The sequence below is a fragment of the Corynebacterium sp. c3Ub_189 genome, assembly GCF_039907195.1.
Lineage (GTDB): Bacteria > Actinomycetota > Actinomycetes > Mycobacteriales > Mycobacteriaceae > Corynebacterium.
In genome coordinates, this window is sequence record NZ_JASBOF010000018.1 from 1 (window position 1) to 24,624 (window position 24,624).

General features: G+C 60.6%; 26 protein-coding genes and 2 pseudogenes. 20 read left to right on the forward strand and 8 right to left on the reverse strand.

The window, feature by feature from the left end; translation table 11 throughout:
* From QKD99_RS09175 to QKD99_RS09185, 3 genes and pseudogenes are all read left to right on the forward strand, one after another.
* A pseudogene (locus tag QKD99_RS09175) lies at nt 1-403 on the forward strand (integrase core domain-containing protein); the annotation flags it as partial.
* Nucleotides 404-1,010: 607 nt separating this feature from the next.
* Nucleotides 1,011-1,700: an alpha-ketoglutarate-dependent dioxygenase AlkB gene (locus QKD99_RS09180; protein ID WP_347951275.1), complete on the forward strand. Its 690-nt coding sequence runs from the start codon at nt 1,011-1,013 to the stop codon at nt 1,698-1,700.
* A gap of 38 nt (nt 1,701-1,738) precedes the next feature.
* Nucleotides 1,739-2,284: an NAD(P)H-dependent oxidoreductase gene (locus tag QKD99_RS09185; RefSeq protein ID WP_297846831.1), complete on the forward strand. Its 546-nt coding sequence runs from the start codon at nt 1,739-1,741 to the stop codon at nt 2,282-2,284.
* 142 nt (nt 2,285-2,426) lie between these two features.
* On the opposite strand, the gene QKD99_RS09190 is transcribed toward QKD99_RS09185, so the two are convergent.
* Nucleotides 2,427-4,004 (reverse strand): aldehyde dehydrogenase family protein, encoded by a 1,578-nt coding sequence (locus QKD99_RS09190; RefSeq protein ID WP_347951276.1) that lies wholly within the window; start codon nt 4,002-4,004, stop codon nt 2,427-2,429.
* A gap of 45 nt (nt 4,005-4,049) precedes the next feature.
* Complete coding sequence (betT, locus tag QKD99_RS09195; RefSeq protein WP_347951277.1) at nt 4,050-6,299, reverse strand: choline BCCT transporter BetT; 2,250 nt, start codon at nt 6,297-6,299, stop codon at nt 4,050-4,052.
* 333 nt (nt 6,300-6,632) lie between these two features.
* On the opposite strand from betT, the gene betA reads away from it, so the two are divergent.
* From betA to QKD99_RS09220, 5 genes and pseudogenes are all read left to right on the forward strand, one after another.
* Nucleotides 6,633-8,408 (forward strand): choline dehydrogenase, encoded by a 1,776-nt coding sequence (gene betA, locus QKD99_RS09200; protein WP_284788328.1) that lies wholly within the window; start codon nt 6,633-6,635, stop codon nt 8,406-8,408.
* Between the two features lie 190 nt (nt 8,409-8,598).
* Nucleotides 8,599-8,727, forward strand: coding sequence for a chemotaxis protein (locus QKD99_RS09205; RefSeq protein ID WP_284844601.1), 129 nt, complete (start codon nt 8,599-8,601; stop codon nt 8,725-8,727).
* A gap of 337 nt (nt 8,728-9,064) precedes the next feature.
* A pseudogene (locus tag QKD99_RS09210) lies at nt 9,065-9,222 on the forward strand (alkane 1-monooxygenase); the annotation flags it as partial.
* Nucleotides 9,223-9,304: 82 nt separating this feature from the next.
* Nucleotides 9,305-9,664, forward strand: coding sequence for a metalloregulator ArsR/SmtB family transcription factor (locus QKD99_RS09215; RefSeq protein WP_023016478.1), 360 nt, complete (start codon nt 9,305-9,307; stop codon nt 9,662-9,664).
* Nucleotides 9,661-11,553, forward strand: a complete 1,893-nt coding sequence (locus QKD99_RS09220) for a cation-translocating P-type ATPase (RefSeq protein WP_347951278.1) — start codon at nt 9,661-9,663, stop codon at nt 11,551-11,553. The genes QKD99_RS09215 and QKD99_RS09220 overlap by 4 nt, the downstream gene beginning before the upstream one ends.
* A gap of 918 nt (nt 11,554-12,471) precedes the next feature.
* Here QKD99_RS09220 and QKD99_RS09225 read toward each other — a convergent pair.
* On the reverse strand, nt 12,472-13,197 hold the full coding sequence (locus QKD99_RS09225; RefSeq protein WP_347951279.1) for a TIGR02391 family protein: 726 nt from the start codon (nt 13,195-13,197) through the stop codon (nt 12,472-12,474).
* Between the two features lie 113 nt (nt 13,198-13,310).
* On the opposite strand from QKD99_RS09225, the gene QKD99_RS09230 reads away from it, so the two are divergent.
* Entirely contained in the window at nt 13,311-13,661 is a 351-nt protein-coding gene (locus QKD99_RS09230; RefSeq protein WP_347951280.1) for a VOC family protein, read from the forward strand.
* Here QKD99_RS09230 and QKD99_RS09235 read toward each other — a convergent pair whose 3' ends face one another.
* Nucleotides 13,662-14,291, reverse strand: coding sequence for a HEPN domain-containing protein (locus QKD99_RS09235; protein WP_347951281.1), 630 nt, complete (start codon nt 14,289-14,291; stop codon nt 13,662-13,664).
* Nucleotides 14,292-14,588: 297 nt separating this feature from the next.
* The gene (locus tag QKD99_RS09240; protein ID WP_347951282.1) at nt 14,589-15,563 is read right to left on the reverse strand and encodes an NAD-dependent epimerase/dehydratase family protein; all 975 of its coding nucleotides are present in this window, start codon (nt 15,561-15,563) and stop codon (nt 14,589-14,591) included.
* A gap of 206 nt (nt 15,564-15,769) precedes the next feature.
* On the opposite strand from QKD99_RS09240, the gene QKD99_RS09245 reads away from it, so the two are divergent.
* The gene (locus QKD99_RS09245; protein ID WP_347951283.1) at nt 15,770-16,117 is read left to right on the forward strand and encodes a VOC family protein; all 348 of its coding nucleotides are present in this window, start codon (nt 15,770-15,772) and stop codon (nt 16,115-16,117) included.
* 747 nt (nt 16,118-16,864) lie between these two features.
* Here the strand turns inward: QKD99_RS09245 and QKD99_RS09250 are convergent.
* Complete coding sequence (locus tag QKD99_RS09250) at nt 16,865-17,494, reverse strand: TetR/AcrR family transcriptional regulator (protein ID WP_347951284.1); 630 nt, start codon at nt 17,492-17,494, stop codon at nt 16,865-16,867.
* Nucleotides 17,495-17,520: 26 nt separating this feature from the next.
* Here QKD99_RS09250 and QKD99_RS09255 point away from each other — a divergent pair, with 26 nt between their 5' ends.
* From QKD99_RS09255 to QKD99_RS09300, 10 genes are all read left to right on the forward strand, one after another.
* Nucleotides 17,521-18,246, forward strand: coding sequence for a DUF998 domain-containing protein (locus QKD99_RS09255; protein ID WP_347951285.1), 726 nt, complete (start codon nt 17,521-17,523; stop codon nt 18,244-18,246).
* A 32-nt stretch (nt 18,247-18,278) separates the two neighbouring features.
* The gene (locus tag QKD99_RS09260) at nt 18,279-18,881 is read left to right on the forward strand and encodes a LysE family translocator (protein ID WP_347951286.1); all 603 of its coding nucleotides are present in this window, start codon (nt 18,279-18,281) and stop codon (nt 18,879-18,881) included.
* A gap of 137 nt (nt 18,882-19,018) precedes the next feature.
* Nucleotides 19,019-19,693 (forward strand): LysE family translocator, encoded by a 675-nt coding sequence (locus QKD99_RS09265; RefSeq protein ID WP_347951287.1) that lies wholly within the window; start codon nt 19,019-19,021, stop codon nt 19,691-19,693.
* Between the two features lie 9 nt (nt 19,694-19,702).
* Nucleotides 19,703-20,032 carry a YbjQ family protein gene (locus QKD99_RS09270; RefSeq protein ID WP_347951288.1) on the forward strand — a complete coding sequence of 110 codons (330 nt, stop codon included), beginning with the start codon at nt 19,703-19,705 and terminating at the stop codon, nt 20,030-20,032.
* The gene (locus tag QKD99_RS09275) at nt 20,025-20,960 is read left to right on the forward strand and encodes an esterase (protein WP_347951289.1); all 936 of its coding nucleotides are present in this window, start codon (nt 20,025-20,027) and stop codon (nt 20,958-20,960) included. Before QKD99_RS09270 ends, QKD99_RS09275 begins: the two co-directional genes overlap by 8 nt.
* A gap of 35 nt (nt 20,961-20,995) precedes the next feature.
* The gene (locus QKD99_RS09280) at nt 20,996-21,280 is read left to right on the forward strand and encodes an RNA-binding S4 domain-containing protein (protein ID WP_150851437.1); all 285 of its coding nucleotides are present in this window, start codon (nt 20,996-20,998) and stop codon (nt 21,278-21,280) included.
* On the forward strand, nt 21,281-22,108 hold the full coding sequence (locus tag QKD99_RS09285; RefSeq protein ID WP_347951291.1) for a VOC family protein: 828 nt from the start codon (nt 21,281-21,283) through the stop codon (nt 22,106-22,108).
* A gap of 5 nt (nt 22,109-22,113) precedes the next feature.
* Nucleotides 22,114-22,425 (forward strand): MGMT family protein, encoded by a 312-nt coding sequence (locus QKD99_RS09290; protein ID WP_239279103.1) that lies wholly within the window; start codon nt 22,114-22,116, stop codon nt 22,423-22,425.
* The gene (locus QKD99_RS09295) at nt 22,422-22,781 is read left to right on the forward strand and encodes a multidrug efflux SMR transporter (RefSeq protein ID WP_347951292.1); all 360 of its coding nucleotides are present in this window, start codon (nt 22,422-22,424) and stop codon (nt 22,779-22,781) included. Before QKD99_RS09290 ends, QKD99_RS09295 begins: the two co-directional genes overlap by 4 nt.
* Nucleotides 22,778-23,095, forward strand: a complete 318-nt coding sequence (locus QKD99_RS09300; RefSeq protein ID WP_347951293.1) for a multidrug efflux SMR transporter — start codon at nt 22,778-22,780, stop codon at nt 23,093-23,095. Before QKD99_RS09295 ends, QKD99_RS09300 begins: the two co-directional genes overlap by 4 nt.
* A gap of 82 nt (nt 23,096-23,177) precedes the next feature.
* Here the strand turns inward: QKD99_RS09300 and QKD99_RS09305 are convergent, their stop codons facing one another.
* A complete protein-coding gene (locus QKD99_RS09305) occupies nt 23,178-24,029 on the reverse strand; it encodes a PrsW family intramembrane metalloprotease (protein ID WP_347951294.1) in 852 nt (283 codons plus the stop codon).
* Nucleotides 24,030-24,611, reverse strand: coding sequence for a hypothetical protein (locus QKD99_RS09310; protein ID WP_049377077.1), 582 nt, complete (start codon nt 24,609-24,611; stop codon nt 24,030-24,032).
* Nucleotides 24,612-24,624 lie beyond the last annotated feature (13 nt).

A 24,624-nucleotide genomic window follows, 5' to 3' on the forward strand; every position in this document is an offset into this window, starting at 1 on the left:
TAGCGTGCAGGATTCTTACCTGGTTGAACGTGCACTGCGCATGGCTTACACCCTGCGTGGTGAAGTACCCGACGGCGTGGTCTTCCACGCCGATCGTGGTACCCAGTTCACCAGCGAACAGCTGTGGCAGGTCTGACAAGAACTAGGGATTGCACAATCGGTCGGGCGTACTGGTGTCTGCTTTGACAATGCGATGGCCGAGTCGTTCTGGTCGATAGTAAAGACCGAATTTTACGATCGGAAGAAATGACAAACCCGCAACGAAGCCCGGAAGACGGTGGGTCGCTGGATTGAGATCGTCTATAACCGGCGCCGTCGCCACTCGTCCATCGGGATGGTAAGCCCCGTCGATTTCGAAGCCCAGCTCGCTAATCAAAACGGTAATAAGAAGGCCGCTGCTTAACTCCTGAGCAGCTTAACAACGTGTCCACGACTTGCGGGTAACCCCACTACCGCTGACGATGGTCAGCGGCGAGGGCCGAGTCTGCGGGATATTTCCCAGCAGAAGTTAAACGCTGCCACCGATTACATGATTGATGAGTTAATGAACCAGGGCATGAGCGAGAAGGAAGCCATCGAGTATTTAGACCGTGAGTTGGAAGAGGCTATCCCGGATGATTTCTGGGAAAGCACCGACTAAGGACTAATCCTGTTCCGGCTCCGGTTTGATTAGAGTTCGGCGTCCTAATCGTCTTCATGCTGTGCTTCCAGCTCTGGTGCCTTGTTCTCACTCTGGGTGTCGTGAGCGTTATCCACGGTCTGGTAGCCGGTAGGAGCCTCCTCGCCTAGTTCGAGGCTGGTGAGAAAGTCGAGGTTGTTGTGTTCCTATGGGCCGTGTGCAGTGGTGGTCTGGGGCACTTCAATAGGCCATTTGGAACCAGATAAACCAGCCGGTGAAACCCGCGTGAGGCGCCCTAGGCTTGGGCCTATTGGTCTTGAACAGATTCTGATCCTTGGCGAGGATAATAGGTCTTGGTCGATTTATCGGGGCGTTGGGTTAGGATGAGGTCATGCTTTTTGATTCGCTGCCGCGGCCGAGCGTGCGTGTGGCTCCGGGGGTGGGGCATGTGCCGGGATGGGCGGGCATCGATAAGCAGAAGGCCTTGGTAGAAGAGATGCGCGGCATTGCGCGCGAGTATGCGGGTACGCCGATGGCGATGGTGCGGCCGCGGTTGAAATCCGGCGGGCAAACGAGCGTTTTTCAGCTGCATCTGGGCAGGTATTGGCATTATCCCAGCTATCGGTACGTGGACAATATAGACGGCACGCGGGTTCTGCCGGTGCCGGAGAGCCTGCGGCGGATTGCTCCGGGGACACTGCGCGCCGCGGCTGAGGTAGCACCCGAGCTAGAGCCATGGGTGGAGACCTTCGTGCCGGAGATGGCATTGGTGAATTACTATCCACCGGGATCGGCTATGGGCATGCACGTGGATGATTCCGAGGAGTCACCCGCCCCGGTGATTTCGCTATCCATTGGGGATGAGGCGCTTTTCCGCATGGGCCATACCGAATCGCGCACGCGGCCGTGGGATGATATCACGCTGTGCTCAGGGGATTTGGTGGTCTTTGGTGGGCCAAAGCGCTTTGCCTACCACGGCGTGGTGCGCGTTAATGATGGAACGTTGCCGGAGGGGTGCGGGCTGAGTGAAGGACGTATCAACATCACTATCAGACAAGTATCTGCACGGGCGGTAAGCTAGGGATGTTACATAAAGCTTGAAGGAAAGAAGGTTCTTTTATGTCTCGTATCGGCATCATCATCGGCACTACCCGCGATAACTCGGCCGGCAAGGTAGTGGGCGAGTGGCTCAATGAGGTGGCCCAGGGGCGCCAAAATGGCGTGGCGTACACGCTGCTGGACCTCAAGGAGTTTGATATTCCGCTGCTGACCACTGACGTCATTCCTGCCACCGCCAATAAGCAGTATGCGGATGAAAAGGTGCAGGCGTGGTCCGATGCTGTGGATGCCTGCGATGGTTTCGTATTTGTCACCCCAGAGTACAACCGCTCCGTGCCGGGTCCATTCAAGAATGCCTTCGACTGCTTGGCAGGGGAGTGGACCGGTAAGCCGGTTGCGTTCGCCGGTTACGGTCCTGCGGGCGCTATCCGCGGCGTGGAAGCATGGCGCACCATCGTGGTTAACTTCTCCATGCCGCAGCTGCGCAATCAGCTCGACTTCGGTTTCTTTACTGACTGGACCGACGGTGAATTCCGTCCTGTAGATGCCAAAGTGGAGCGCACTAATTCCTTGCTGGCCGAGTTGGAAGGCGCCGTATCCGCATAATCAGTTCGCACAGCGGCCACGCTCTGGCCCCGCAATAGGTGAACGAGACCGATAACGTGGCCGCACGTTGGCCTCATACCAAAATTCAGCCCCCGCTGCTCACGAAGAGCGCGGGGGCTGAAGTGCTATGTGGCCGGCTTAGTTACTGCAGGCCGAACTGATCCCAAGCGGCAGGGGAGAGGTTCTGGTACACGTGCTTGTGCTCCTGGTACTCGGCCAAGCCGGTGGGGCCAAGCTCGCGGCCATTGCCGGACTGCTTGTAGCCGCCCCATTCTGCCTGTGGCAGGTACGGGTGGAAGTCGTTGATCCAGATGGTGCCGTGACGCAGGGCGCGGGCAACGCGCTCGGCGCGGCCGGCGTCGGAAGTGTAAACGGCGCCAGCCAGGCCGTACTCGGTGTCGTTGGCGATGGCGATGGCCTCCTCCTCGGTGGTGAAGGTCTCGATGGTCACGGTCGGGCCGAAGGCCTCGTCGTGGACACAGTCCATCTCGCGGGTAGCACCATCAATGATGGTCGGCAGGTAGTAGACGCCGGCGCCCAGGTCGGTGGTGCCGGTGCCGTGCTGGCCGTTGGTGTCCTCGCTGGTGGCGGCGCGGCCACCGGTAAGGATCTTGGCGCCTTGCTCGCGTGCCTTGTCTACGTAGGCGGCGACCTTTTCGCGGTGCTCGGCGGAGATGAGCGGGCCGGTCTCGGCCTTCTCGTCGGTCGGGCCGCCGATCTTGATCTTATTGGCGCGCTTTACCAAGGCGTCGACGAACTTATCGTGCAGGGACTCTTCCACGACGATGCGGGAGCCTGCGGAGCAGACCTGGCCGGAGTGGAAGAAGGCGCCATTGAGGGCGTTGTCCACAGCGACGTCGAAGTCGGCATCGGCAAAGATGACGTTCGGGTTCTTGCCACCGAGCTCGAGCGCGGTGCGCTTGACGGTCTCGGCTGCATTCTTGGCGATGATCTTGCCGGTAACCAGGCCGCCGGTGAAGGAGACCATGTCCACGTCCGGGTGCTGGGACAGCGGGTTGCCGCAGTTAGCGCCAGCGCCGGTGATGAGGTTGCCCACGCCGTCCGGCAGGCCGCATTCCTTGAGGGCGGCCATGAGCAGCATGGCGGTGTGCGGGGTGAGCTCCGCCTGCTTGAGGACGAAGGTATTGCCGGCGGCCAGGGCCGGGCCGACCTTCCAGGAGACCTGCAGCAGCGGGTAGTTCCACGGGGTAATCAGGCCGCAGACGCCGACGGGCTCGGCGTCGATGCGCGAGCGCAGGTTGGGATCCTGCGGGTCAACTACGCGGCCGGCCTGGTGCTGGGCCAGGGTGCCGAAGAACTCGAAGGCGTTGGCGATGTCATCCATATCGCCCAGGGATTCCTCGTAGCGCTTGCCGGTATCGGCGGACTCAGCCTGAGCGAAAAGCTCCTTGTGCTCGCGGATGAAATCGGCCACGCGGATGACCAGCTTGCCGCGCTCGGCGGCCGGGGTATTGGCCCACTCGCCGTTATCAAAGGTTTCACGGGCAACCTTGATGGCGCGCTCGGTGTCCTCGTCGGAGGCCTCGGAAACGAGGCCGACGGTGGAGCCATCGGCCGGGCAGATGATGGTACGGGTTTCGCCGCTCTGGGCGGCTTCCCACTTACCGTTGATGAACAGGGACTTCGGGGCGCCGTCGGCATGCACGCCCTTCAGCAGCTCGGTCTGGGTGGGGTCGAACAAAGTGTTCTGGGTGCTCAAGTGAAAAGCAACCTTTCTCTCATAGAGGTAGTTGTACTGGCCAGCTTAGCTATCTTCGCGCCAGGTGCGCTCGGGCTCGGCTCCATCGGAGACATCGGAGTCGCCCGGCTGGGTCTGCTGCATGTAAAGGAAGGCCAGGTGACGCTCGTAAAGGTCCAGCACGTTATTGATGATCTGGTTCTCGGAATAGCCGTAGACGTCGTAGCCTAGCGAACCGGTCATATCGTAGACCTCGAGGCGGTAGTACTCATCGCCCTCGCCTGTGCTGAAGTCGGGGCGCTCGGCCGCGACTGGGAAGAGCTGGTAGCGGAACATGCGCTCATTGTGCAGCTTAACTTCGAGGTCGAGCTGGGGAAGTTCGACGTCGGGAAGCTCGCTGGTGAGCAAGAGGGCATCGTAGCCGCGAGTGCGCATGTGCGTTGCCACCTGCTCGAGGGCGTAGGTAGCGGTTTCGCGCAGGTAGGTATCCATCTCCTGCTTGGAGGGGTAGGTATTGGCTCGGTCGAGGCGATTCTTCCATAGGTTGGAATCCGAAGGCTCGCGCTCGGTGCGGGAGGAAATCACGCCGTGCATGGCGGTGGTGCGGGCCTCGCGCTGGACGTTTTCCAGGCGCAGGGACTTCCACAGGGAGAACATGATGAGGTAGACCACGAACGCGAAGGGCAGGCCCATCACGACGGTCGCGGACTGCACGGTGGCGATGCCGTCGATCTGCAGCAGCGCCAGGGTCAGCGCGCCCACGGTGACGGACCAGAAGATGCGCAGCCAGCGCGCGCCATCCTGGCGGTTATCGGTAATGCGGGAGGTGAAGTTGGACATCACCAGCGCGCCGGAGTCGGCCGAGGTGATGTAGAGCAGCAGGCCGATGAAGGTGGTCAAGAAGATGACGATGCCGGAGCCTGGGAACTCGTGCAGCATGTCGTAGAAGCCCTGTTCCGGCACGTTGATCGCGTTTTCGGCGAACTCGGGGTAGTCACCGGAGCGGACCATGTCCAAGGCGGTGTTACCGAAGAAGGACATCCACATCAGGATGAACAGGAACGGGAAGGTCAGGGTGCCGAAGATGAACTGGCGCAGGGTGCGGCCGCGGGAGATACGGGCCAGGAAGAGGCCGACGAAGGTTGCCCAGGCAATCCACCATGCCCAGAAGAAGAGGGTCCAGGACTGCATCCAGGTATCCACGTTGGCCTGGTCATCGGCAAAGGCGAAGGTTTCCATGGTCCAAGACGGGAACTTCGAGACGTAGTCACCGATATTGGTCACGATGGCATCGAAGAGGTAGGCGGTCTTGCCAAAGACCACGACGTAGACCATCAGCGCGATTGCCAGATAGACGTTGAGCTCGGAGAGGAAGCGAATGCCCTTATCGACGCCGGATACGGCCGACAGCGTGGCAATGGCCACCGCAATGATGATGAGGGCGGACTGCAGGCCAAGGCCCTGCTCGATGCCGAAGATGAGGTGGAAGCCATAGGACAGCTGCACCACGCCGATGCCCAGGGAGGCGGTCACGCCGAAGACGGTGCCCAGCATGGCGGCGATGTCTACCGCCGAGCCGATAGGGCCGTGCACGCGCTTGCCAATGAGCGGGTAGAGCGCGGAGCGAATAGCCAGCGGCATATTGAGGCGGTAGGCAAAGTAACCGAAGGCCATGCCCATGAGGGCATAGAGCGCCCAGCCGGTCAGGCCATAGTGGAACATCGCGTAAACCACGGCTTCCTTGGCGGCTTCCATGGTCTCGCCGTCACCCACCGGTGGCTGCATGTACATGGTCACCGGCTCGGCCACGGCGAAGAACATGAGGTCCACGCCGATGCCAGCGGCAAAGAGCATGGACGCCCAAGAGAAGGTATTGAATTTCGGCCGTGAGTGGTCTGGGCCTAAGCGGATATTGCCGGCATTGGAAAAGGCAATATAGAGCACGAAGACCACGGCGATGGTGGCGGTAAGGACATAGAACCAGCCGAGGTTGTGGCCGATCCAGCCGGTGACGCTGGCGAGGGTCTCTGCCGCGGAATCACGGCCGAGCCCGGCATAGAGCGCCATGGCGATAATGAGGACGCCGGAGATGATAAATACCGGCCAGTTTGTCTTGGGAGCAGGGACCTGATCCGCGCCTACGGCATCGCCGGTTTCAGCCTTGTAGCTGCCGACGAGGGCACGAACTTGGTAGCGCGGGCTGCGCTTCTTGGTTTCCCCGGACGGGGTTGCGAGAGAGGTGTTTTTACCCCCTTGTTGGGGGTCTTTATTTGAAGTGTGAGACTCCTCAGGATCGTGAGGGTCAAAGTTAGCCATCTACTTCTCCTATTGTTGGTTGGTTTGGGCCGAATCTTTCGCACGGGTGCCCCAAAATGCTCACAAGATCGCAGGGAGAGATAGGTGAGTGAAATGAATCATATTCGGGCGAACTATGCGCAAAGACTTCGGATTTCATCTCCAGAGACATCCATCCGGACAAGGTAAATATACATTAAGATGGGCAAACTTCTAGAGGGATGTGTACTCTGGAGATAGTGCCCGCACATAAGGCGATGTGAATAAATACAGACTTTTGTATAAATTACAATATTTTCACTTCCGGTGGGGCAATCTTGACGTGTGAAATATTTCACAGAAAGAAGGGGATTTATGGGTTTTATGGACAAGCTGACCAAGAAGCGTTCCGCTAAAAAGGTCACCGATGAAGTAAGCGACGTAGTCGTCGTTGGCGGTGGCTCCGCAGGCTCCGTCATCGCCGCACGCCTGACCGAAGACAAGAACACCCGCGTGCTGGTCCTTGAGGCTGGCCGCCCAGATTCCCTGTGGGATCTGTTCATTCACATGCCATCCGGTTTCTCTTTCCCGATTGGTGCAAAGAACTATGACTGGATGTACGAGTCCGATCCGGAGCCGGAGATGAACGGCCGCCGCGTTTACCATGCCCGCGGCAAGGTTCTCGGCGGATCTTCTTCCATCAACGGCATGATCTACCAGCGCGGTAACCCGATGGACTATGAGAAGTGGGGCCAGAACCCGGGCATGGAGAACTGGGACTTCGCCCACTGCCTGCCGTACTTCAACCGCATGGAAACCGCCGCTGCGGCTGAGCCGAACGATCCGCGCCGTGGCCACGATGGCCCGCTGTACCTCTCCCGCGGTCCGGCTACCTCCGAGCTCTTCCAGGCCCTGTTCAAGTCCGTGCAGGAGGCCGGCTACAACCTGACCAATGACGTCAACGGTTACCGCCAGGAAGGCTTCGCTCCGTTCGACCGCAATATTAAGAACGGCAAGCGTTGGTCCGCTGCTCGCGCATACCTCTACCCCAACATGGATCGCGAGAACCTCGAGATCCGCACCCGCGCGTTCACCACCAAGATCCTCTTCGAGGGCCAGAAGGCCGTCGGCGTCGAGTACGAGTGGCAGGGCGGCGTTCACCGCGTCTATGCCGAGAAGATCGTCCTGTCCGCCGGTGCCATCAATACCCCGCAGCTGCTGGAAATCTCCGGCATTGGTGACCGTGAGATTCTGGAGAAGCATGGCATCGACGTCGTCAAGCACCTGCCGGGTGTGGGCGAGAACCTGCAGGACCACCTCGAGGTCTACATTCAGTATGAGACCACCAAGTCCACCGCTTCCTCCCAGCCTTACCTGGATAAGTGGCGCTGGCCCTTCATGGGCCTGCAGTGGCTGCTGACCCACAAGGGCCCGGTTGCTACCTCCCACTTCGAGGGCGGCGGCTTCGTGCGTTCCAATGAGAACGAGGATTACCCGAACCTCATGTTCCACTTCCTGCCGATGGCCGTGCGTTACGACGGCCAGAAGGCGGACGTCAAGCACGGCTTCCAGTGGCACGTGGGCCCGATGTTCTCCGATACCAAGGGCCACGTTCACATCAAGAGCGCCGATATCCACGACAAGCCGTCCATCCTCTTCAACTACCTGAAGACCGACCAGGACCGCCGCGAGTGGGTAGAGGCCGTACGCGTTGCCCGCTCCCTGCTGGATACCAAGGCTATGGAAGAGATAGGCGCCCGCGAGTTCAGCCCGGGCCCGGATGTCCAGACCGACGAGGAGATCCTGGAGTGGGTCCGCAACGATGGCGAGACCGCGCTGCACCCATCGTGCACCGCCAAGATGGGCGCGGAGTCCGATCCTATGGCCGTGGTTAACCCAGACACCATGGGCGTGTGGGGCGTGGAAGGCCTCTACATTGCGGATGCTTCCGTCTTCCCGTCCGTGACCAACGGCAATATCTACGCCCCAACCATGATGGTGGGCGAGAAGGCTGCCGACCTCATCGCCGGCCGTACCCCGCTCGAGCCGAACCACGCCGAGTGGTACAAGGCCAAGCAGGATATGCCGCTCTACGCTGAGGGCGAAGCAGTCCGCGATCACAAGCACTCCATCCAGGGCGCTGACCACTAAGCACCCTCCCGCCGGATTGCTCTAGCGCCGCGTTTCCCATTGTGGGGCGCGGCGCTTTTGCTTGCCGACGTCCCCCTTTCCCCACCGCGCACCCCTCCGCCCGGCCAGAACCATGGTTAAATCGCCTGGCAAGGAATCAACCCCAATGGAATGAAGCTGGAATGAAGCACCAGAGTAAAGGAGGACAGTGATGCTCACCATTATCGCTGTAGTCATTAGTATCGTTTTCGCCGTTACCGTCATTAAAAAGCTCGATGACATCGATACGCACCTGAAGGAGCTGCTCGCCTCGCGCGAAGATGGCGAAACAGCGCGTTAATCGTGCGGGTGGCTAAGGAGACGGTGAACAAATTTCGAATTAACCAACTGCAAAAGGCCCATACCGACCGTGAAATGGAATTTTCCTGCGATGTAGCTTGAAGGGCTATGGCTTCGTAGACCAAGTGGTTTCCAAGCAGTAGTTCCAGTACTTCGTACGCGGGGTAGCCAACACCGCCGACTTTAAGGAAGTATCATTCCCGGATACCAGCGAAAAGAGATAGTCATTTGGCTATTAGAAAGCTTCGCTACGTGTGGTTTGACCCGTACGCAATGTCCGTGAGTGTCTAGCTCTTGATGGAGAACCTGGTGTCAGTGTCGCTGGCCGCACCTACGCCGCCGTCATGTCCGCCGACACCCTGTTCATCACCATCCCCACAGGGGTGGGTGTGGACATCCACGTGAAGATTCTGGAGAATTTCGCCGCCCACGTCGCCCCTCGTTGGGTTGGCAGGCGAACCGTGAAGGACTAGTCATCGGCTATCCCATCGACTAATTCTTGCAGGTCGCAGGACTTTCGCGTGACTGTTAGTTCAGCCCATTTTAAATAGTTCATCGCACACTGTATAGTTCAGCACATGCTGACTATTGCTTCGCGCCTCGACGTCATGAACCGGCTCGGCCGGGCCATGGCTGATCCGACGCGCTCCCGAATCCTGATAACCCTACTAGACGGTCCGAGCTACCCGGCTGTGCTCTCGCAAAGCTTGGATCTGACCCGCTCGAACGTTTCGAACCACCTGTCTTGCCTGCGCGATTGTGGCATTGTCGTCGCTGAGCCGGAGGGCCGTAAGACCCGCTACGAAATCGCCGATCCGCACCTCGCGGCAGCGCTCGAAGCGCTAGTCAACGCGACACTGGCCGTCGACGAGAATGCCCCCTGCATCGACACTGAGTGCTCGGTGCCCGGCTGCGGCGAGAAAGGAGCGGACGTATGAGTTCAGCATGTGGATGCGAACACGAACCCGCCACGGAGATCGACGAGCTCGATCGGCCATGGTGGAAGGACCCTGAGCTACTGCTGCCGATCTTCTCCGGCGTAGCCCTCATAACAGGACTGGCGCTGGACTGGTCCGACTTGGAGACGCCCGCGACGGTACTGTATTGGGTTGGGCTGCTGTTGGGCGCTTACACGTTCGCGCCTGGAGCGATCCGGAACCTTGTCACGAAGCGCAAGCTCGGCATTGGCTTGCTAATGACGATCAGCGCGGTCGGTGCGGTGATCCTCGGATTCGTCGGAGAGGCCGCGGCGCTAGCGTTCCTGTACTCGATCGCCGAGGCACTGGAAGACAAGGCGATGGACCGGGCCCAAGGCGGACTGCGGGCGCTGTTGAAGCTGGTACCGCAGACCGCGACGGTGCTGCGCGACGGCACAGCGGCCGAGGTCGAAGCGAAGGACCTCGAGGTTGGCGAGCTAATGCTCGTGCGCCCCGGGGAGCGGATCGCCACGGACGGCATCATTCGATCCGGGCGCTCCAGCCTTGACACCTCAGCGATCACCGGAGAATCCATTCCGGAGGAGGTTGCGCCCGGCGACGAAGTGCCTGCGGGAGCGATCAACTCCGCCGGGGTGCTGGAGGTCGAGACGACCGCAGCTGGAACGGACAACTCGCTGACCACACTCGTGGACCTAGTCGAGCAAGCGCAGGCGGAAAAGGGCGACCGCGCCCGGATCGCCGACCGGATTGCCCAACCCCTAGTGCCCGGGGTGATGATCCTGGCGGTGCTGGTCGGCGTTATCGGCTCGCTGCTGGGCGACCCTGAGACGTGGATCACCCGTGCGCTGGTAGTCCTGGTCGCAGCGTCGCCGTGCGCGCTGGCAATCTCCGTGCCGCTGACGGTCGTGGCCGCGATCGGCGCGGCCAGCCAGTTCGGAGTGGTTATCAAGTCCGGCGCGGCGTTCGAGCGACTCGGCGGCATCCGTCACCTGGCAGTGGACAAAACCGGAACCCTTACCCGCAATCAGCCTGAGGTTACCGGAGTGGTCCCGGTAGACGGATTCGATCGGACGCAGGTGCTTTCCTTCGCGGCAGCAGTTGAGCAGCAATCGACACACCCCCTCGCCGCAGCGATCGCGGCAGCGGGGTCCGAAGCGCCCACCGCCTCGGACATCAGCGAGGAAGCTGGGCATGGCATTGGCGGCACCGTCGAAGGCCGACGGGTGCTGGTGGGCAGCCCCCGATGGATCGACGCCGGGCCACTGAAAGCAGACGTTGAGCGCATGGAGTCCGAGGGCCAGACCTGCGTCCTGGTCACCGTTGATGACGCTCTCGCCGGGGCGATCGGGGTCCGCGACGAGTTGCGGCCCGAGGTGCCCGAAGCCGTGCAGGCCCTGCACGCCAACGACGTGGAAGTAAGCATGCTCACCGGCGACAACACTCGCACCGCCCGGGCGCTGGCTGGAATCGCCGGAATCAACGACGTGCGCGCCGAGCTGCGCCCTGAGGACAAGGCAAGCATCGTCGCCGATTTCTCCTCCAAGACGCCGACGGCGATGATCGGCGACGGCATCAATGACGCGCCGGCACTGGCGGGTGCGACGGTGGGCATAGCGATGGGAGCGACCGGCTCTGACGCCGCGATCGAGTCTGCTGACGTCGCTTTCACCGGCCACGACCTCCGGCTAATCCCGAAGGCGCTGCAGCACGCCCGCCGAGGAAGCAGGATCATCAACCAAAACATCGTGCTGTCTCTGGCCATCATCATCGTGTTGATGCCACTGGCGATCAGCGGCGTGCTGGGCTTGGCTGCCGTCGTGCTGGTTCACGAGGTCGCCGAAGTGATCGTGATCTTGAACGGCCTACGGGCTGCGCAAGCGAAGCGCTGAGGCTGCGACCGGCAAGTCTCATAAGGGTTAAACCACACGCCGAGCGGACACGCCTTGGGCCAGGTACGTCATTCGAGTTCACGGTCCGTCTCCGTGGAATCGGGATCGTACTCGGTGACCTGTCCCTTCTCGGTGCGTGTGGGCACGGGGGCTGTGGGCGAGCCACCACCCGGCACGTGCCCCAGCCGGTCAAGGGCCCCCGAGCGCTCCGCGTCTCCAGCGCAGATCGTGGAAGGATCGAACTTGCTCAGGGACCAAGCGTCACTGCCAGACTCTTTTTGTTCCGCAACTTGAATAGTTCAGCGGCCTTGATACCACGGACATCCATTCGGAGTGCTGCCGAGTCTCATCGACACAGCCCGCGACTACCTGGGCAGTGTGTTTGACAAAGGACCCCACCCTCATCAGCATTGACGAGCCCTCGCCGTTCCAGTTGCCGTAACCGACTAGATGCAGATTCTTCACCGCGGTTTCGCGGCCGCGCATGAGGTGGCGGAATAGACCGAGAGCCGAACGAAAACCAGCGCACCAGATCAGATGGTCGTGGTCGTGCTCACTAAAGCTATCGAAGATGGGGGGATGTCCCCGAGGTTCGGGCCGGAATCGCCGCCGAGCATCTGGCGGCGGCCGCGTCGGCGAACGAACAGACCGCGCTTCAACCTACCCGCCCAATAACGCGAAGCGCCATCAACGCCCCGCGTTACACGTTTAATTTGAACTCCACAGAGTGTCGGCGCAGCTTAACGTGTGCGAGATTCATTCTTGGACCCAGCCCAGTCGCTGGCGTTAACCTTGCACAAAACTACGGCGATGGTCCTGGACGGCCTTGCTGACTGAGCACCCGGCACCTCCATTACAGGCGTTCGTGCTCCCCACATCCTTCGCTCAAGCGAACTGCCATCCCGTAAACCGATGTTGTCACCCCTCCAGGACGGTAGCCTTATCAACCCAGCGAGCCAATAGACTGAAAGCCGCGAGCTGCTCCAACGCGACTTGCTCCTCACCACCGTCGTGTGGAACATGCATCCCGGGATTGCGGATAGCCGCGTACAAGCCCTCTGCAAAGGCGCGGGCGCCCCGATGCAGGTTCTCAAACGTCTTACTGCCATCATTTTCCATAAGCCGAAGGCGCGGCGCATTACGCTTCGGATCATGGAGTGAAAACGCCTCGTTGAAAAGTGCTGTTTCAGATACGTCTAGGCGGTTCAGTTTCGCTTGGGTCTCTGCATTGACGCGGATGGCAGCCTGCATCACGGTTTGATGGTAGTGCCCGTGATTCCAGTAACCCTTGCCATTTTCCCACGCCCACGGATGCAGATTGGCTGCATCTAAGTCTGGCGTGTTCTCTCCGAGCTTTTCAGCGAGTTCAGACCGACGTTCAAGCGCTGTCTTGGCCCGGGCCGCTTGACCCCTCAGCCAGCTATACTCCTTGTCCTGGACCGGGCGTCCTTGTCTCCACCCGGGAAGCACTCGGTCAAGGATCATTTCAACGACATGGGCGCGTGCCGCAGCCTCAGTCGGCGATCCACTCATAACGGTTCCAAGGTAGGCGATGCCCGGGCCCATGTCGGGGACTACCTTCGCTGTGACTTGCAGGAACGCGTCTATCTCATTGATCGCCCACTCGGGGTCCAGCTCGGCCATGCCTCCATTATGACGTATGGGGCTGACATGGCCGGAGAGAACTGGTCTGATACCCCCACCAGAAACACCCCGCATTGTTGCAAGCGCGCTGACGCGCGCCCATCATGGAAACCATGAGCGATCCCAACTTCACGATCCGCCAGATCACCTTCGACTGCCACGATCCCTCAAAGCTCGCCAAGTTTTGGTCCGCCGCAACCGGCTGCGAAATCGCCGCGGATTACGGCGATTTCGTGATGGTTGATTCGACCCCGGCGCTAGGGTTTCAGCGCGTCGAGGATCCCACGCCTGGCAAGAACCGCATGCATATCGACGTTGGCGGATCGGAGCGCGAAACCTTAGTAGAGCGTCTCAAAGGCTTGGGCGCTGCCGAACTAGACACCCACGAAGCACCGGGATTGGTGTGGACCATCATGCAGGACCCAGAGGGCAACGAGTTCTGTGTGGGCAGCCCCAAGGCCTAGCTACACATTGCACCTAAATTCAACCATGTGCTCATCGAATTTTTCAATCAGTCGCCGAACAAAATCAGCCCAATTACGGACTAGACCAAGGTTAAGCGCATCGGGCGTTGAACCTCGATGCACAATTTCACCTCGTATTTTGACCAGCTCGGAAACCTGTTTCCGCACCGCCGCGTTGGTTTTCTTCTGCCATTTGATTTCCCGCAGCGGGCAGAAACCGAGGATACTTTTGTACAGGCTTTCGACACCGCCAACGCTAGCTGTGTTGAATCCGTAACGGCCGTCCGAATCTCCTTCGATTCGCAATCGAACAAGTTCAAGTACAGCCGATCGCCACGAGTCGCCCACGAACACCCACGGATCACTACTTTGCTCAGCCACCCACGACCGTAACTTTTCCGGCAGCTCATCGGCTTTCTTATTCGTCAAAAGCCATTCAACCGTCTCGATCAGTGATTCTTCGACATAGACCTCCCACGCCGTATAGCAGAGGGATGTACCCGCGCGCAGCAACGGCCCGTAACCTGGCCCCGCGGGCTTTCCCGGCTTAGGGTCCTTCTGTGCGGGATGGTGGTCAAGAAGGGAATTGACATCCCCTAAGAGTTCTTGGGCAGCCTTTAACGCAGTCATATCCCTGACTTCCTTTACTTCTTGTTTCCAGAGGTAGTATTAAATTTAAACTCGACGGAGCGGCGAAAGAAGGCTACCTCACTCAGTTGCAAGCGATTCGAGAAGCCGAAAAGTGCGCCGCAAGGCGTTTCCTGCTCGGAAAGGCAGCCTCCGCAGGCTAGATCGTTCCGCGTCATGAAGAGCTAGCACCGCCGAAGCTCCCCTCAAGTCAGATTCGGACTCATTCTCACAGTCAGTCGCGGAACGAAAACCAACTTAGTACGGTCCCGACTGCAACTAAAACTGTTCCTGCCGAAACTAAATACCATCTTCTAACCGCTGGCGAAGCACGACTTCCTCTTCATCGCTGAGCCCAGCGAGTCTTTCCCCCTGCTGTTCTTCTTCGAATCGCAGCGCATCCGCCAATGTTTCTTTCAACGGGCGAATCTGCAGGCCAGCTTCGTAGGCTGTGGCGCAATCGAGTAGCGCGATGTTGCGAAACTGTTCACCTGGTACCCACAACGGCAACGATTTTGGGCCCATCCACGGGGTTACATCATTAGCGAGAAGCAGTTCATCAGAGCAAGGTCGCTCCGTAGCCTCCGATGCGGTTAACTCACGCGAAATCTTGAACACATCGGACAAGGAAGTAGCAAACCCCGTAGCGTTAAAGGTTCCGAAAGTCCCAACTTCTGCAGACTCAACTATCCAGCCTGCAAGGTCTTTCACATCAATCATAGCGACGGGAAACGCCGGGTCTGGGACGATCACGTTCTCACCCGTGGGATGCGCGAAGCGCCACGGATAGTAACCACTGCGCCCTGTTTCGTCGCCGTAGCCGGCGATCAGACCGGGTCGAACTACCATTACCGACCTATTTATGTTGCGATAAATCGTTTCGCAAGCAGACTTTGCGGCCGGGTACTGCCCCATGTTCTCCATGTAGTCAATTTCAAGCGGAGTGACTACGGAATCAGACTCGGAAGAAATACTTCCTTGGTCCTCATATACGCTGCTCGAAGACACAAATATACGATGCTTGGCCTGGAGTTTCGTCGCCGCATCCCGCGCATGCTTCGGCTGACCCGTCAGATCCACAATGGTGTCCCAAGTTTTCCCCGCAACCTCATCGTACGCACCGTCACGGTCACGGTCTGAACTCACAAATTCGGCTCCGTTGGGAACCTTCCCGTTACCCCGCGCGAGGCAAGTAACTTGATGCCCTCGGTCGATTGCTGCCGCCGCAATGTGTCCTCCAAGGAAACCGGTACCACCGAGCAATAAAAAGTTCATGTCACTAGTTGTACACGAAACCTTCTCACACGTGACCAGTCCTAATCCCAGCGCATCCAAGCTGGAATAAGATGTCAGAGCAGGATTACCCCACCATCTGCCAGAGCTTCTTATTCGGCTAACCTACACATTGAACTTGAATTCAACCGCGTTCCATAGCCGAATAACCTCTTGCCTGGCACTCCTCCAGCGGCCAGCATGAAGGCATGGACATCGAACGCATCGTCCCCAACCTCACGGTGGCAGACCTCCGCAGAAGCGTCGACGAACACGCTGCGGTCCTCGGTCTCGAGGTGGTCATGGATCACGGCTGGATCGTCACACTCGCCGATTCCAGAGGCTGTCAGCTGAATCTCCTCGCGAAAGATGCCACAGACCGCGAGAATCCCGATGTCTCAGTCTTCGTCAGCGATGTCGAAGCCGCCTACGGTCGCGCTGTCGAGGCAGGTTGCGAGATCGTGCACCCTCTCACGACCGAAGAGTGGGGCGTAACGCGCTTCTTCTACCGCGACGGATCAGGCAACGTCATCAATGTCGGCATGCATTCTCACTGAGCATCGTCGTCGTACGAAGGCGACTAATCGTAGTCACGCGACGCGCAACGCAGTGATCGCGGCGACCTGCGGATGGACTTTAAATTAGCGCCCCAGATCCCCTGCCACACAGCGCTGATCACCAGCCTCGTCCGCACGCTCCTGCCCGGGGTGGCCACCGAGGTCGCCCTAATTCGGTGGCCACCGATGGCTTCACCACCGAGGCCGATGTCGAGGCCTTCGACTGCCTCGGCGCTACGGCCGTCTTTTGCGCTCCTCGAGGATCGCGAGACATGGGAGGGCAAGCATGCCCAGGACGACCGGGGTCTGACCACGCGCGGGAACGTGAGCGCCCCGGCTCAAGAACGTCCTCGGGCGGGCCAGTCTCAAGACCCCGTCCGAGCTGGGCCGTCGCCGACGACACGTACAGGATACGCAGAGGGAGGACAGGCTTCTTGGGAAGCGCTGGACGGCATCAAGTAGGCCGGCGAGCGCGTCTCCGCATGGAGCACGCCCAAGCTTGCCGTCATTGGCTTCCCCAAGGACCCTCCCGGAGGCAGGCTGTGCCCCGCACGGGTTCCCGGGGGACATGACGATCTTCCTCGACGGCACGCCCGAGCCTCTCGCCGTCTTCCTCTACGCCGGCACAGGCCGTGTTACGGCTTTACCGAGACAGCAGCACCGCGCCGCCGCGCAGCAGTGCTTGCCATCAGCAACGCTGAACCGAGCACAGGAGCGCTGAGCTTGGCCTGCTGACAACCCCGTGCATCATCGCCGCGACAAGCAGTCCAGATGCCGCCGCACCAGCATCCGTGCCCGCGCGAGCGGCATCCGCTGAGGTTCCGCGGCTCGCGCGACGGCGATGCCGTCGAGAACAGCGAGGAGATGAGACGCCTTGTCTACCGGATTGAGCGTGGGGTACAGCTCAGCGATGACATCTGCGAGATGCTCCTCCGTTCGGGACCACGCCACGGCGAAGGCATCGGCCACGGGCCCGGGCCGCGTCGCCTTCGCCGCGTACCAGAGCCACACGGTGGACGCCGTCGTATCGTCCCCGGTCCCCTCCGGTGGCGGTGACGCGTTCGCCAAGAGCTCGCAGAAGGCGACGAATGCCGCGAACGTTCCGCCCTCGACGAGAGCTCGGTGGGTGAGGGCATCAGCGCGTGCCGTGAACTGTTCCGTCACGTACTCAGACGCCGCGACGAGCAGTGCATTCTTCGTCGCGTAATGATGCTGAACCGCGCCGATGGAGACCCCGGCCTCCGACGCCACCTTGCGCACCGACAACCCATCCAAGCCATCCCGCACGAGGACGTGCACCGCCGCATCCACCACGAGCTGGGCGCCGACTGCCTGTGCACGTCGAACACGTCGACGATCGCTGCTAGCATCTACCATACGATTGTATTCTAGAGGAGGCTCGTATGAAGCGGTACCGCGTCGGCGCGATGGCCTGGGCGCTCAGCGCACTGGTGATTCCGATTCAGTTGTTCGTGGCGCTGGGCTGGCCAAATCGCTACTCGCTCTCTCGCAACACCATCAGTGATCTCGGTGTGACCGCCTGCGGGGAGTACTCCGAACTCGGTCAGCAGATACGTCAGGTGTGCTCGCCGGAACACGCGGTCTTCAACATCGGCATGGTCGCTTCCGGGGCTCTGGTCCTGCTCGGCGCGGTTGTCCTGCATGGATACTGGGCTCGGCTCGCCGGCCAGGCCGGAACCATCCTGATGGCGATCGCCGGAGCCTCGGTCATCGGCGTCGGCCTTTTCCCCTGGGACGTGTCGCCCGCAGCCCACGACGGCTTCGCCCTGCTTCAAGCCGCCGCGCAGTGGATCGCCATGGTGCTCATCGCCGTCGCCGCCGGGCCGGGCAGTTTCCGGAAGGTCACGGCCGCGGTCGTGATCCTCTCCGTCGCAAGCTTCATCATGTTCGTCGCAGCACTGGATGGGTACGATATGCCTTGGATCGGGCTCGGCGGTGCCGAGCGGCTCTCCTTCGACTCGCTGACGCTCTGGACCGCGCTGACCGGCGTTGCGCTCGTGAGGGCTCACAAGCCGTCCGCTCAGGGGCGGGAGCGGGCCTCTCTGCGACGGCCATGCGACAGCACTGCTGTCTCGATGCGTGGGCCCTGCACTGAGAACCGGACATGAGCTTTCGGCTACACGTTAAACTTGAACTCCACTTGGTTCAAGTCATCCGCGTGGCCCCGCGGTCCACCCGCGCCGGGTTGATGTGCGCGTTGGGGGTGTGCAGCGGCACGGTCTTTTGGGTGACTGCGTCCTTGGCCGGCCTCTCTGCGGTGATTGCCGCGCGGCCGAGCGTGCTGGGTGCGCTGCAACTTATTGGCGGGCTTTTTCTTATCTATATGGGTGTGTCCTCGATTCGTTCCGGTTTTGCCTCCCGCCGCGCGCCCACCGTGGTGGTGGGCACCGAGGATTACACGGAACAGGCCATCGCGGCCGGCAGCATCGATAACATGACCGGGTGGCGCGCTTATAAGCTCGGCGTGGTTACAAACCTGTCCAATCCGAAGGCGCTCGTCTTCTTCGGCGCGGTTTTCGCGCAGTTTATTCGCCCCGATATGTCGTCCACCTGGACCGTTGCGGTGGCGGTCATCCTCGTGGCGATGTCGTTGACCTGGTTTTCTACCTTTGCACTCATTGTGCGCGCGGCATCGCGCTGGATTGCGCACCACTCCGCGGCCATTGACATTGTTTCGGGACTCATCTTTGCGGTGCTGGGCCTCGTGATGGCCGTTGAGGGTGCACTCGAGCTCCTCGGCTAGCACGGCCAGAGAGTTTCCTATTGGAAGATAGATTGAGAAGCTACCGAAATCACATTAATTACCTGTTTCGCTGCAGGTGAGAGACTTCTTATAGTGGCATGCGTTAATCTAATCGCATGCGAGTATGGAGGTGTTAGGTGGCTATTAGCGCCCTGGTGACCTTAATGGGTGTGTGGTTCGCGGCGATGGCCTCGCCGGGCCCAGACGTGGTGCAGATTATTCGCTTGGGCGCGCGCTCCACGCGCGCGGCGGTATGGGCGGCACTTGGTAGCACTACCGGCCTTACCATCTGGACCGTGGCTTCCTTGGCGGGGCTTTCCGCATTGATTTCCGCGCATCCTGGGATCCTCGTGGCGCTGCAAGTCCTTGGCGGCTGTTACCTATTGTGGATGGCCTATACCGCCATTACCGGTGGCATCAAGGAGCGCCGTGCGCCCGCAACCGTGGTGGGGACCGAAACCCGCGCCCCGCAGCCGCGCGGGTTTACGCCGGACGGCATCATTAAGGCCGGCACCGCTTATCGCATGGGGTTCATCTGCGATCTCTCGAACCCCAAGGTGGTCATCTTCTTCGGCGCTATCTTTGCCAATTTCATCGACCCCGGCATGGGAATCGTCGCCAACCTGCTGGTGGGCGCCGTCCTGATCCTGGAAAGCCTCGTGCTCTTCGTGGGCGTGGCCTTGAGCACTCGCGCGGTCTCGAAGTGGATGGCTAAGAATTCCGCTTGGGTGGATATTGTCAGCGGCGTGGTCTTCTTGCTGCTGGGCGTGGTCATCCTATTTGAAGGAATACGTGGGCTTATAGCCATGTAATCTGGGGCCATGATTTTTACCACTACTAGTACCGTTGATGGCTACGAGATCACGGACTATATCCGCATCATCGCCGGGGAAACCGTCATCGGTATTAATATGCTGAAGGATTTCGGGGCATCCCTCCGCAATATCACCGGTGGACGCTCCGCCGGATATGAGAGCGAGGCCATCAAGGCGCGCGAGGCGGCACTCGATGAGCTGTGGCGCCGCGGGCAGGAACTCGGTGCCGACGGCGTGGTGGGCATCGCCTTTGATTATTCGCCCATGGGCACCTCGAATGACATGTTGATGGTCACGGCCACCGGCACGGCGGTGAAGCTGCGCGCCCGTGATTAAGGTAGGCAAGAAAGCACTGGCCCTATGCGCCGGCTTATGCGCGGCGGCTGGGCTGATGGCAGGGTGCGAGGAAGAACCGCCGCGGCCGGGCAGCGTGCCGAATGAATCGCAAGGCGCGGCCGATGGCTATATCACCACGCTGCCGGATCAGGGCACAACGGCTAATGGCCGCTACCAGATCATTAACCTGCAAAATCATCGCAGTTTTGTGGTGCACGTGCCGTTTAATGCGGATAAGCACCACCGCCTGCCCGTGGTCGTGGCGATGCACGGCTATGAGATGGACGCCGGCAATATGTTCAAAGGCACCGACCTCTCCCAGGGCGATGCCATCACGGTGTTCGTCCAAGGCGCGGGGAAGGCGTGGGCGCCGGCACCGTATGCGGTAACCAGCTTGGACGATGACCTCAAATACGTCGATGACACGATCGATTTCGTTCGCCGCCACTATCCGGCTTCTGAGACCACCTATGGCGTGGGCTTTTCCAATGGTGGCGGATTCGTCCGCGCGGTGACTTGCAAGCGGCCGGGACTATTTGATGCGGTGGCTACGGTTTCGGCGGCCAAGTATGACCGCGTGGAAAAAGACTGCGCCAGCGAGCCCACCGATTACCTGGATATTCACGGCACGGAGGACGTGCTTATGAAATACGGTGGCGGGCACCAGCACGGTGCGCACTACCGCTCGGTGAAGCAATCGCTACGCGGAATCGCGAGGGAGAATGGCTGCAATCCGTTTCCAAAGAGGCGTCGGAAAGAAGCGGTGGAGCACTTTACCTGGCGGGTATGTGATGCGCGCACCGAGCAGTACACCATCCACGGTGGCACGCACACGTGGAACGGCGGGGCCACGGACCATTCCGGTTTGGTGAAAGCGGAGTGGACCACCGATACGGTGCTGGACTTCTTCCATATCGCCCACCCGTAGCGATAGCCGCGCGCGGGCTGGGTAAGCTGGGCGGCATGCTAGACATTCCTATCAATGGCGACTCCATCAAATTGGGTCAGTTCATCAAGCTGGCCAGCTTGGTGGCTACCGGCGGCGAGGCCAAAGAGCTCATCGCAGAAGGCGTAGTTACGGTCAATGGCGAGCCCGAGACGCGCCGGGGCGCCACGCTCCACCCAGGCGATGAGGTGTGCATCGAGGACGCCTGCGCGCGCGTGGGCGAGCCGGACGATGACGATGATTACTTCGATGAAGCCACGGCCGACGATGACTTTGATCCGGAAAAGTGGAGGAATATGTAGATGCCAGCATTCGAAGCTGAAGTGGGCATGCCCTACTGGATCGACCTGACCACCTCGGACCCGCGCAAGTCCGCGCACTTCTATGAGCAGGTGCTGGGCTGGGAAATCTCCGCCGAGTCCGGCGAAGAAAATCCCTACCAGATGGCGCGCCTGCAGGGTCTGCCCATCGCCGGGCTCATCCCGCAGCCGGAGGAGGCGCCCATGCCGGATACATGGGTGACCTACTTCCTGTCCAAGGACATCGAGGGCGATTGCCAGCGCGCACAGAACCTCGGCGGGCGCATCCTGGTGGAGCCGCAGCAGGTGCAGCTGGGGCACATGGCCCTGCTTGCCGACGCCGCCGGCGGCATGTTCGGCCTCATCCAACCCGCCGGCCCAGAACACTTTGTCGCTGCCGGCGAGCCCGGCACCCCGGTATGGCACGAGCTCACCGCAACCTCGGGCTTCCAGAGCGCGATGGATTTTTATGGCGAGCTATTCAACTGGGAAATCCGCGCCATGCAGTCCGAGGATGAGAACTTCATTTACGCCACTGCAGAAGAAGACGGCGCGCCGTTTGCCGGCCTGTGGAACGCTGAGGGGCAGTTCCCGCCGCAGGTGCCAAGCTTCTGGCAGACCTATTTGGGCGTGCGCGATATCGACGCCGCTGCGAAAAAGGTCGTGGAATTAGGCGGCGAGGTCATCCGCGAACCGTGGGATTCGCCCTTTGGCCGCATGTGCCTTTTGGCCGATTCCACCGGTGCAACCATAACCCTCACCGAGGTCGAAGACGCCCCCGAAGAAGAGCCCACCGAGTCGGATGACGTGCTGGGACTCGACCCGCAATAATTGCGATGAGTGAGTCGCCTCTGGTCAAGCGCGTATTAGCAGTCGTTGCCGTAATCCCACCCGGCAACGTCACCTCTTATGGCGAGGTGGCCAAGGTGGCTGGCTGCGGTGCGCGCAACGTCGGCACCGTGTTAAAGCGCCACGGTGCCGGTGCCACTACCGCTTGGTGGCGCGTTGTCCGCGCCGATGGCGCCTCCCACGATCCCGCCCGCGCCGCGGAGTTCTGGGATCGCGAGGCCATCGCGCACGCCAACGGCCGCGTTAAAATGCACGAGCACGGAATCGACGCCCGCGAATTACAGGAGTTGATGGAGTGAGGGCCTGGGGCATTCTTTTTCTTGCGATTGCTAGCGAGGTCGTGGGCACCGTCGCGCTGAAATACGCCGTGGACCATTTCTGGATCTATGGCGTGGCCGCTTTTTGCTTCATCCTTGCCTTCGTGCTGCTGCACCGCGTGATGCAAGAAGGCGTCAACGTGGGCGTGGCCTACGGTCTCTGGGCATCCGGCGGGGTCATTTCCACTGCTCTGCTTTCCGCTGCGCTATTTGGCGAGCCGCTCGGCGTGGTAAAACTCGCCGGCATTGCGCTCATTATGGGCGGCGTATTCTGCGTGGAAATGGGCGCGAAACCAGACGAGGATCAAGACCATACTGTGGAGGTGGCGCCGCAATGATCTGGTTCCTCCTTTTCCTCGCCACCGCCATTGAGGTCACAGGCACGCTGTGCCTGCGCATGTCCGCGGTAACCGGCCGCCGCTTCTGGGGGGCGCTCGTTGCCCTGTGCTATGTCTCTGCCTACGGCTTCTTGGCGCTCGTGCTCAAGGCCGGCATGGATCTGGGTGTGGCCTACGGCATCTGGGCAGCCACCGGTGTTGCCCTGACCGCCATTGCCTCCTACCTCCTATTCAAGGAGCCATTTACCTGGCTGAAATCCCTCGGCGTGGTGCTCATTGTCGGGGGAGTCCTGCTCGTAGAAGCCGGGGCATAGCACTGACAAAACAAGCACGTTTCGTCTCTCACGGAGCATGAAAAGGGCGAAACGTGCTTGTTTTGTATGAAGGCGGCGAGATTTAGCGGATGTAGGCGAGGGCGTCGTCGGCAGTGCTGTGGCTATAGCTCTCATCGGACCTGGCGAGCTTATTGCCGCGCAGCACCAGCCATATGCTCAGCGGGTAGAGGATAAGCGCTACCGTGACGGCCTGGATGATGGCGGCGACCTCGGAATCGTGCAGGTAGTTCCAGCAAAAGTGGAGGAGGAACGCGGCGGCGAGGCAGCCGAGAAAGACACCGATGCGCCACCACAGCGGCTTGGCCGCGGCATAGAGCGCCCAGCCGATGCCCCAGCCGGCCAGCGCGGTGAGCAAGACGTGCAGACCAGGGCCGGCGATAAGCCGTAGGCCCCACATCTCAAATAGGCCCTGAATATCGCTATCGGGGTGCATCGTGGCGCCCATGGCGCCGTAGAGGATATTCTCGCAAGCCTCGAAACCAAGGCCCACCACTGCGCCCACCATCCAGCCATGCCACGGGCGGTTGAGTTGGCGGAAGGACATGAGCACGAAGATAACGCCGGTGGCCTTAGAAATTTCCTCTGGGTAGGCGCCGCTCCAAGACATCATGGCATCGACCCAGCCGGTGCCGATGGCGAGCTGCATGACAGGACCGGAGCTGATAAGCGCTAAGGCTACGGCCACACCGCCGCCCCAAAGGAAAGCCAGTAGAGCCCACAAACGCGCCGGGCGTGCCCACATGGGGCTGCGTTGCAGCAGGTAGATGACCAGTGCTACGAGCACGGCGGCGATGAGCAGGCTGAGCAGGCCCATCAGGGGAGAGATTAAAAATGTGCTCAACGTCTGGACCAAGAATGCAATGAGGCCAACACCGGAGAGGATCCACAGCGTGGTGCGAAAGAGCTTGGACATCTAGTACATCAACTCCCCGGAGAAGTCAGCGAATTCTGCATCAGCATCGGCGGGTAATTCCTCTTGGCCGAAGGCATGCCAGATGCGCGAGGTGGTGGCCCGGGCCTGATCGCCCTTTCCGGTCACGGTGACCACCCAATCTTTGTTTTCGTCTTCGCCGGTGCCGTCGAGGGAGAGGGCGGCGGTGGAGGAGGGGGCGTCGGCAAGCAGGAGCGCTCCATTCGTGCCGTCAAAGGTAGGGGCGTCGGCCGGCAGGGAAGCCATGGCGAGGGCGCGGACCATGCGGCGCAAGGTGGTGGCATCGTCCTTGGCGTCCTCGGTGAGGGTGGCCTGTACGCTGACATCGCCGCAGATCCAGCCGATGCTGGCGAGGGATTCATAATCTCGCTCGCAGTAGAGATCGGGAACGTCAATCTCCCAGTCCTGGCTGGGCTCGGTCAGGGTGACTTGCTCGACGTCCGCGGAGGAATCCGCCAGCGCCGCCTGCACAATTGTGGGCAGAGCGAGAACCACCGCCACGAACGCAATAACGGCGAGGAAAAGGCGCCGCGGATGCGCTGGAGGAAAGCGATAAAATTCCATAGCCCACACCTTA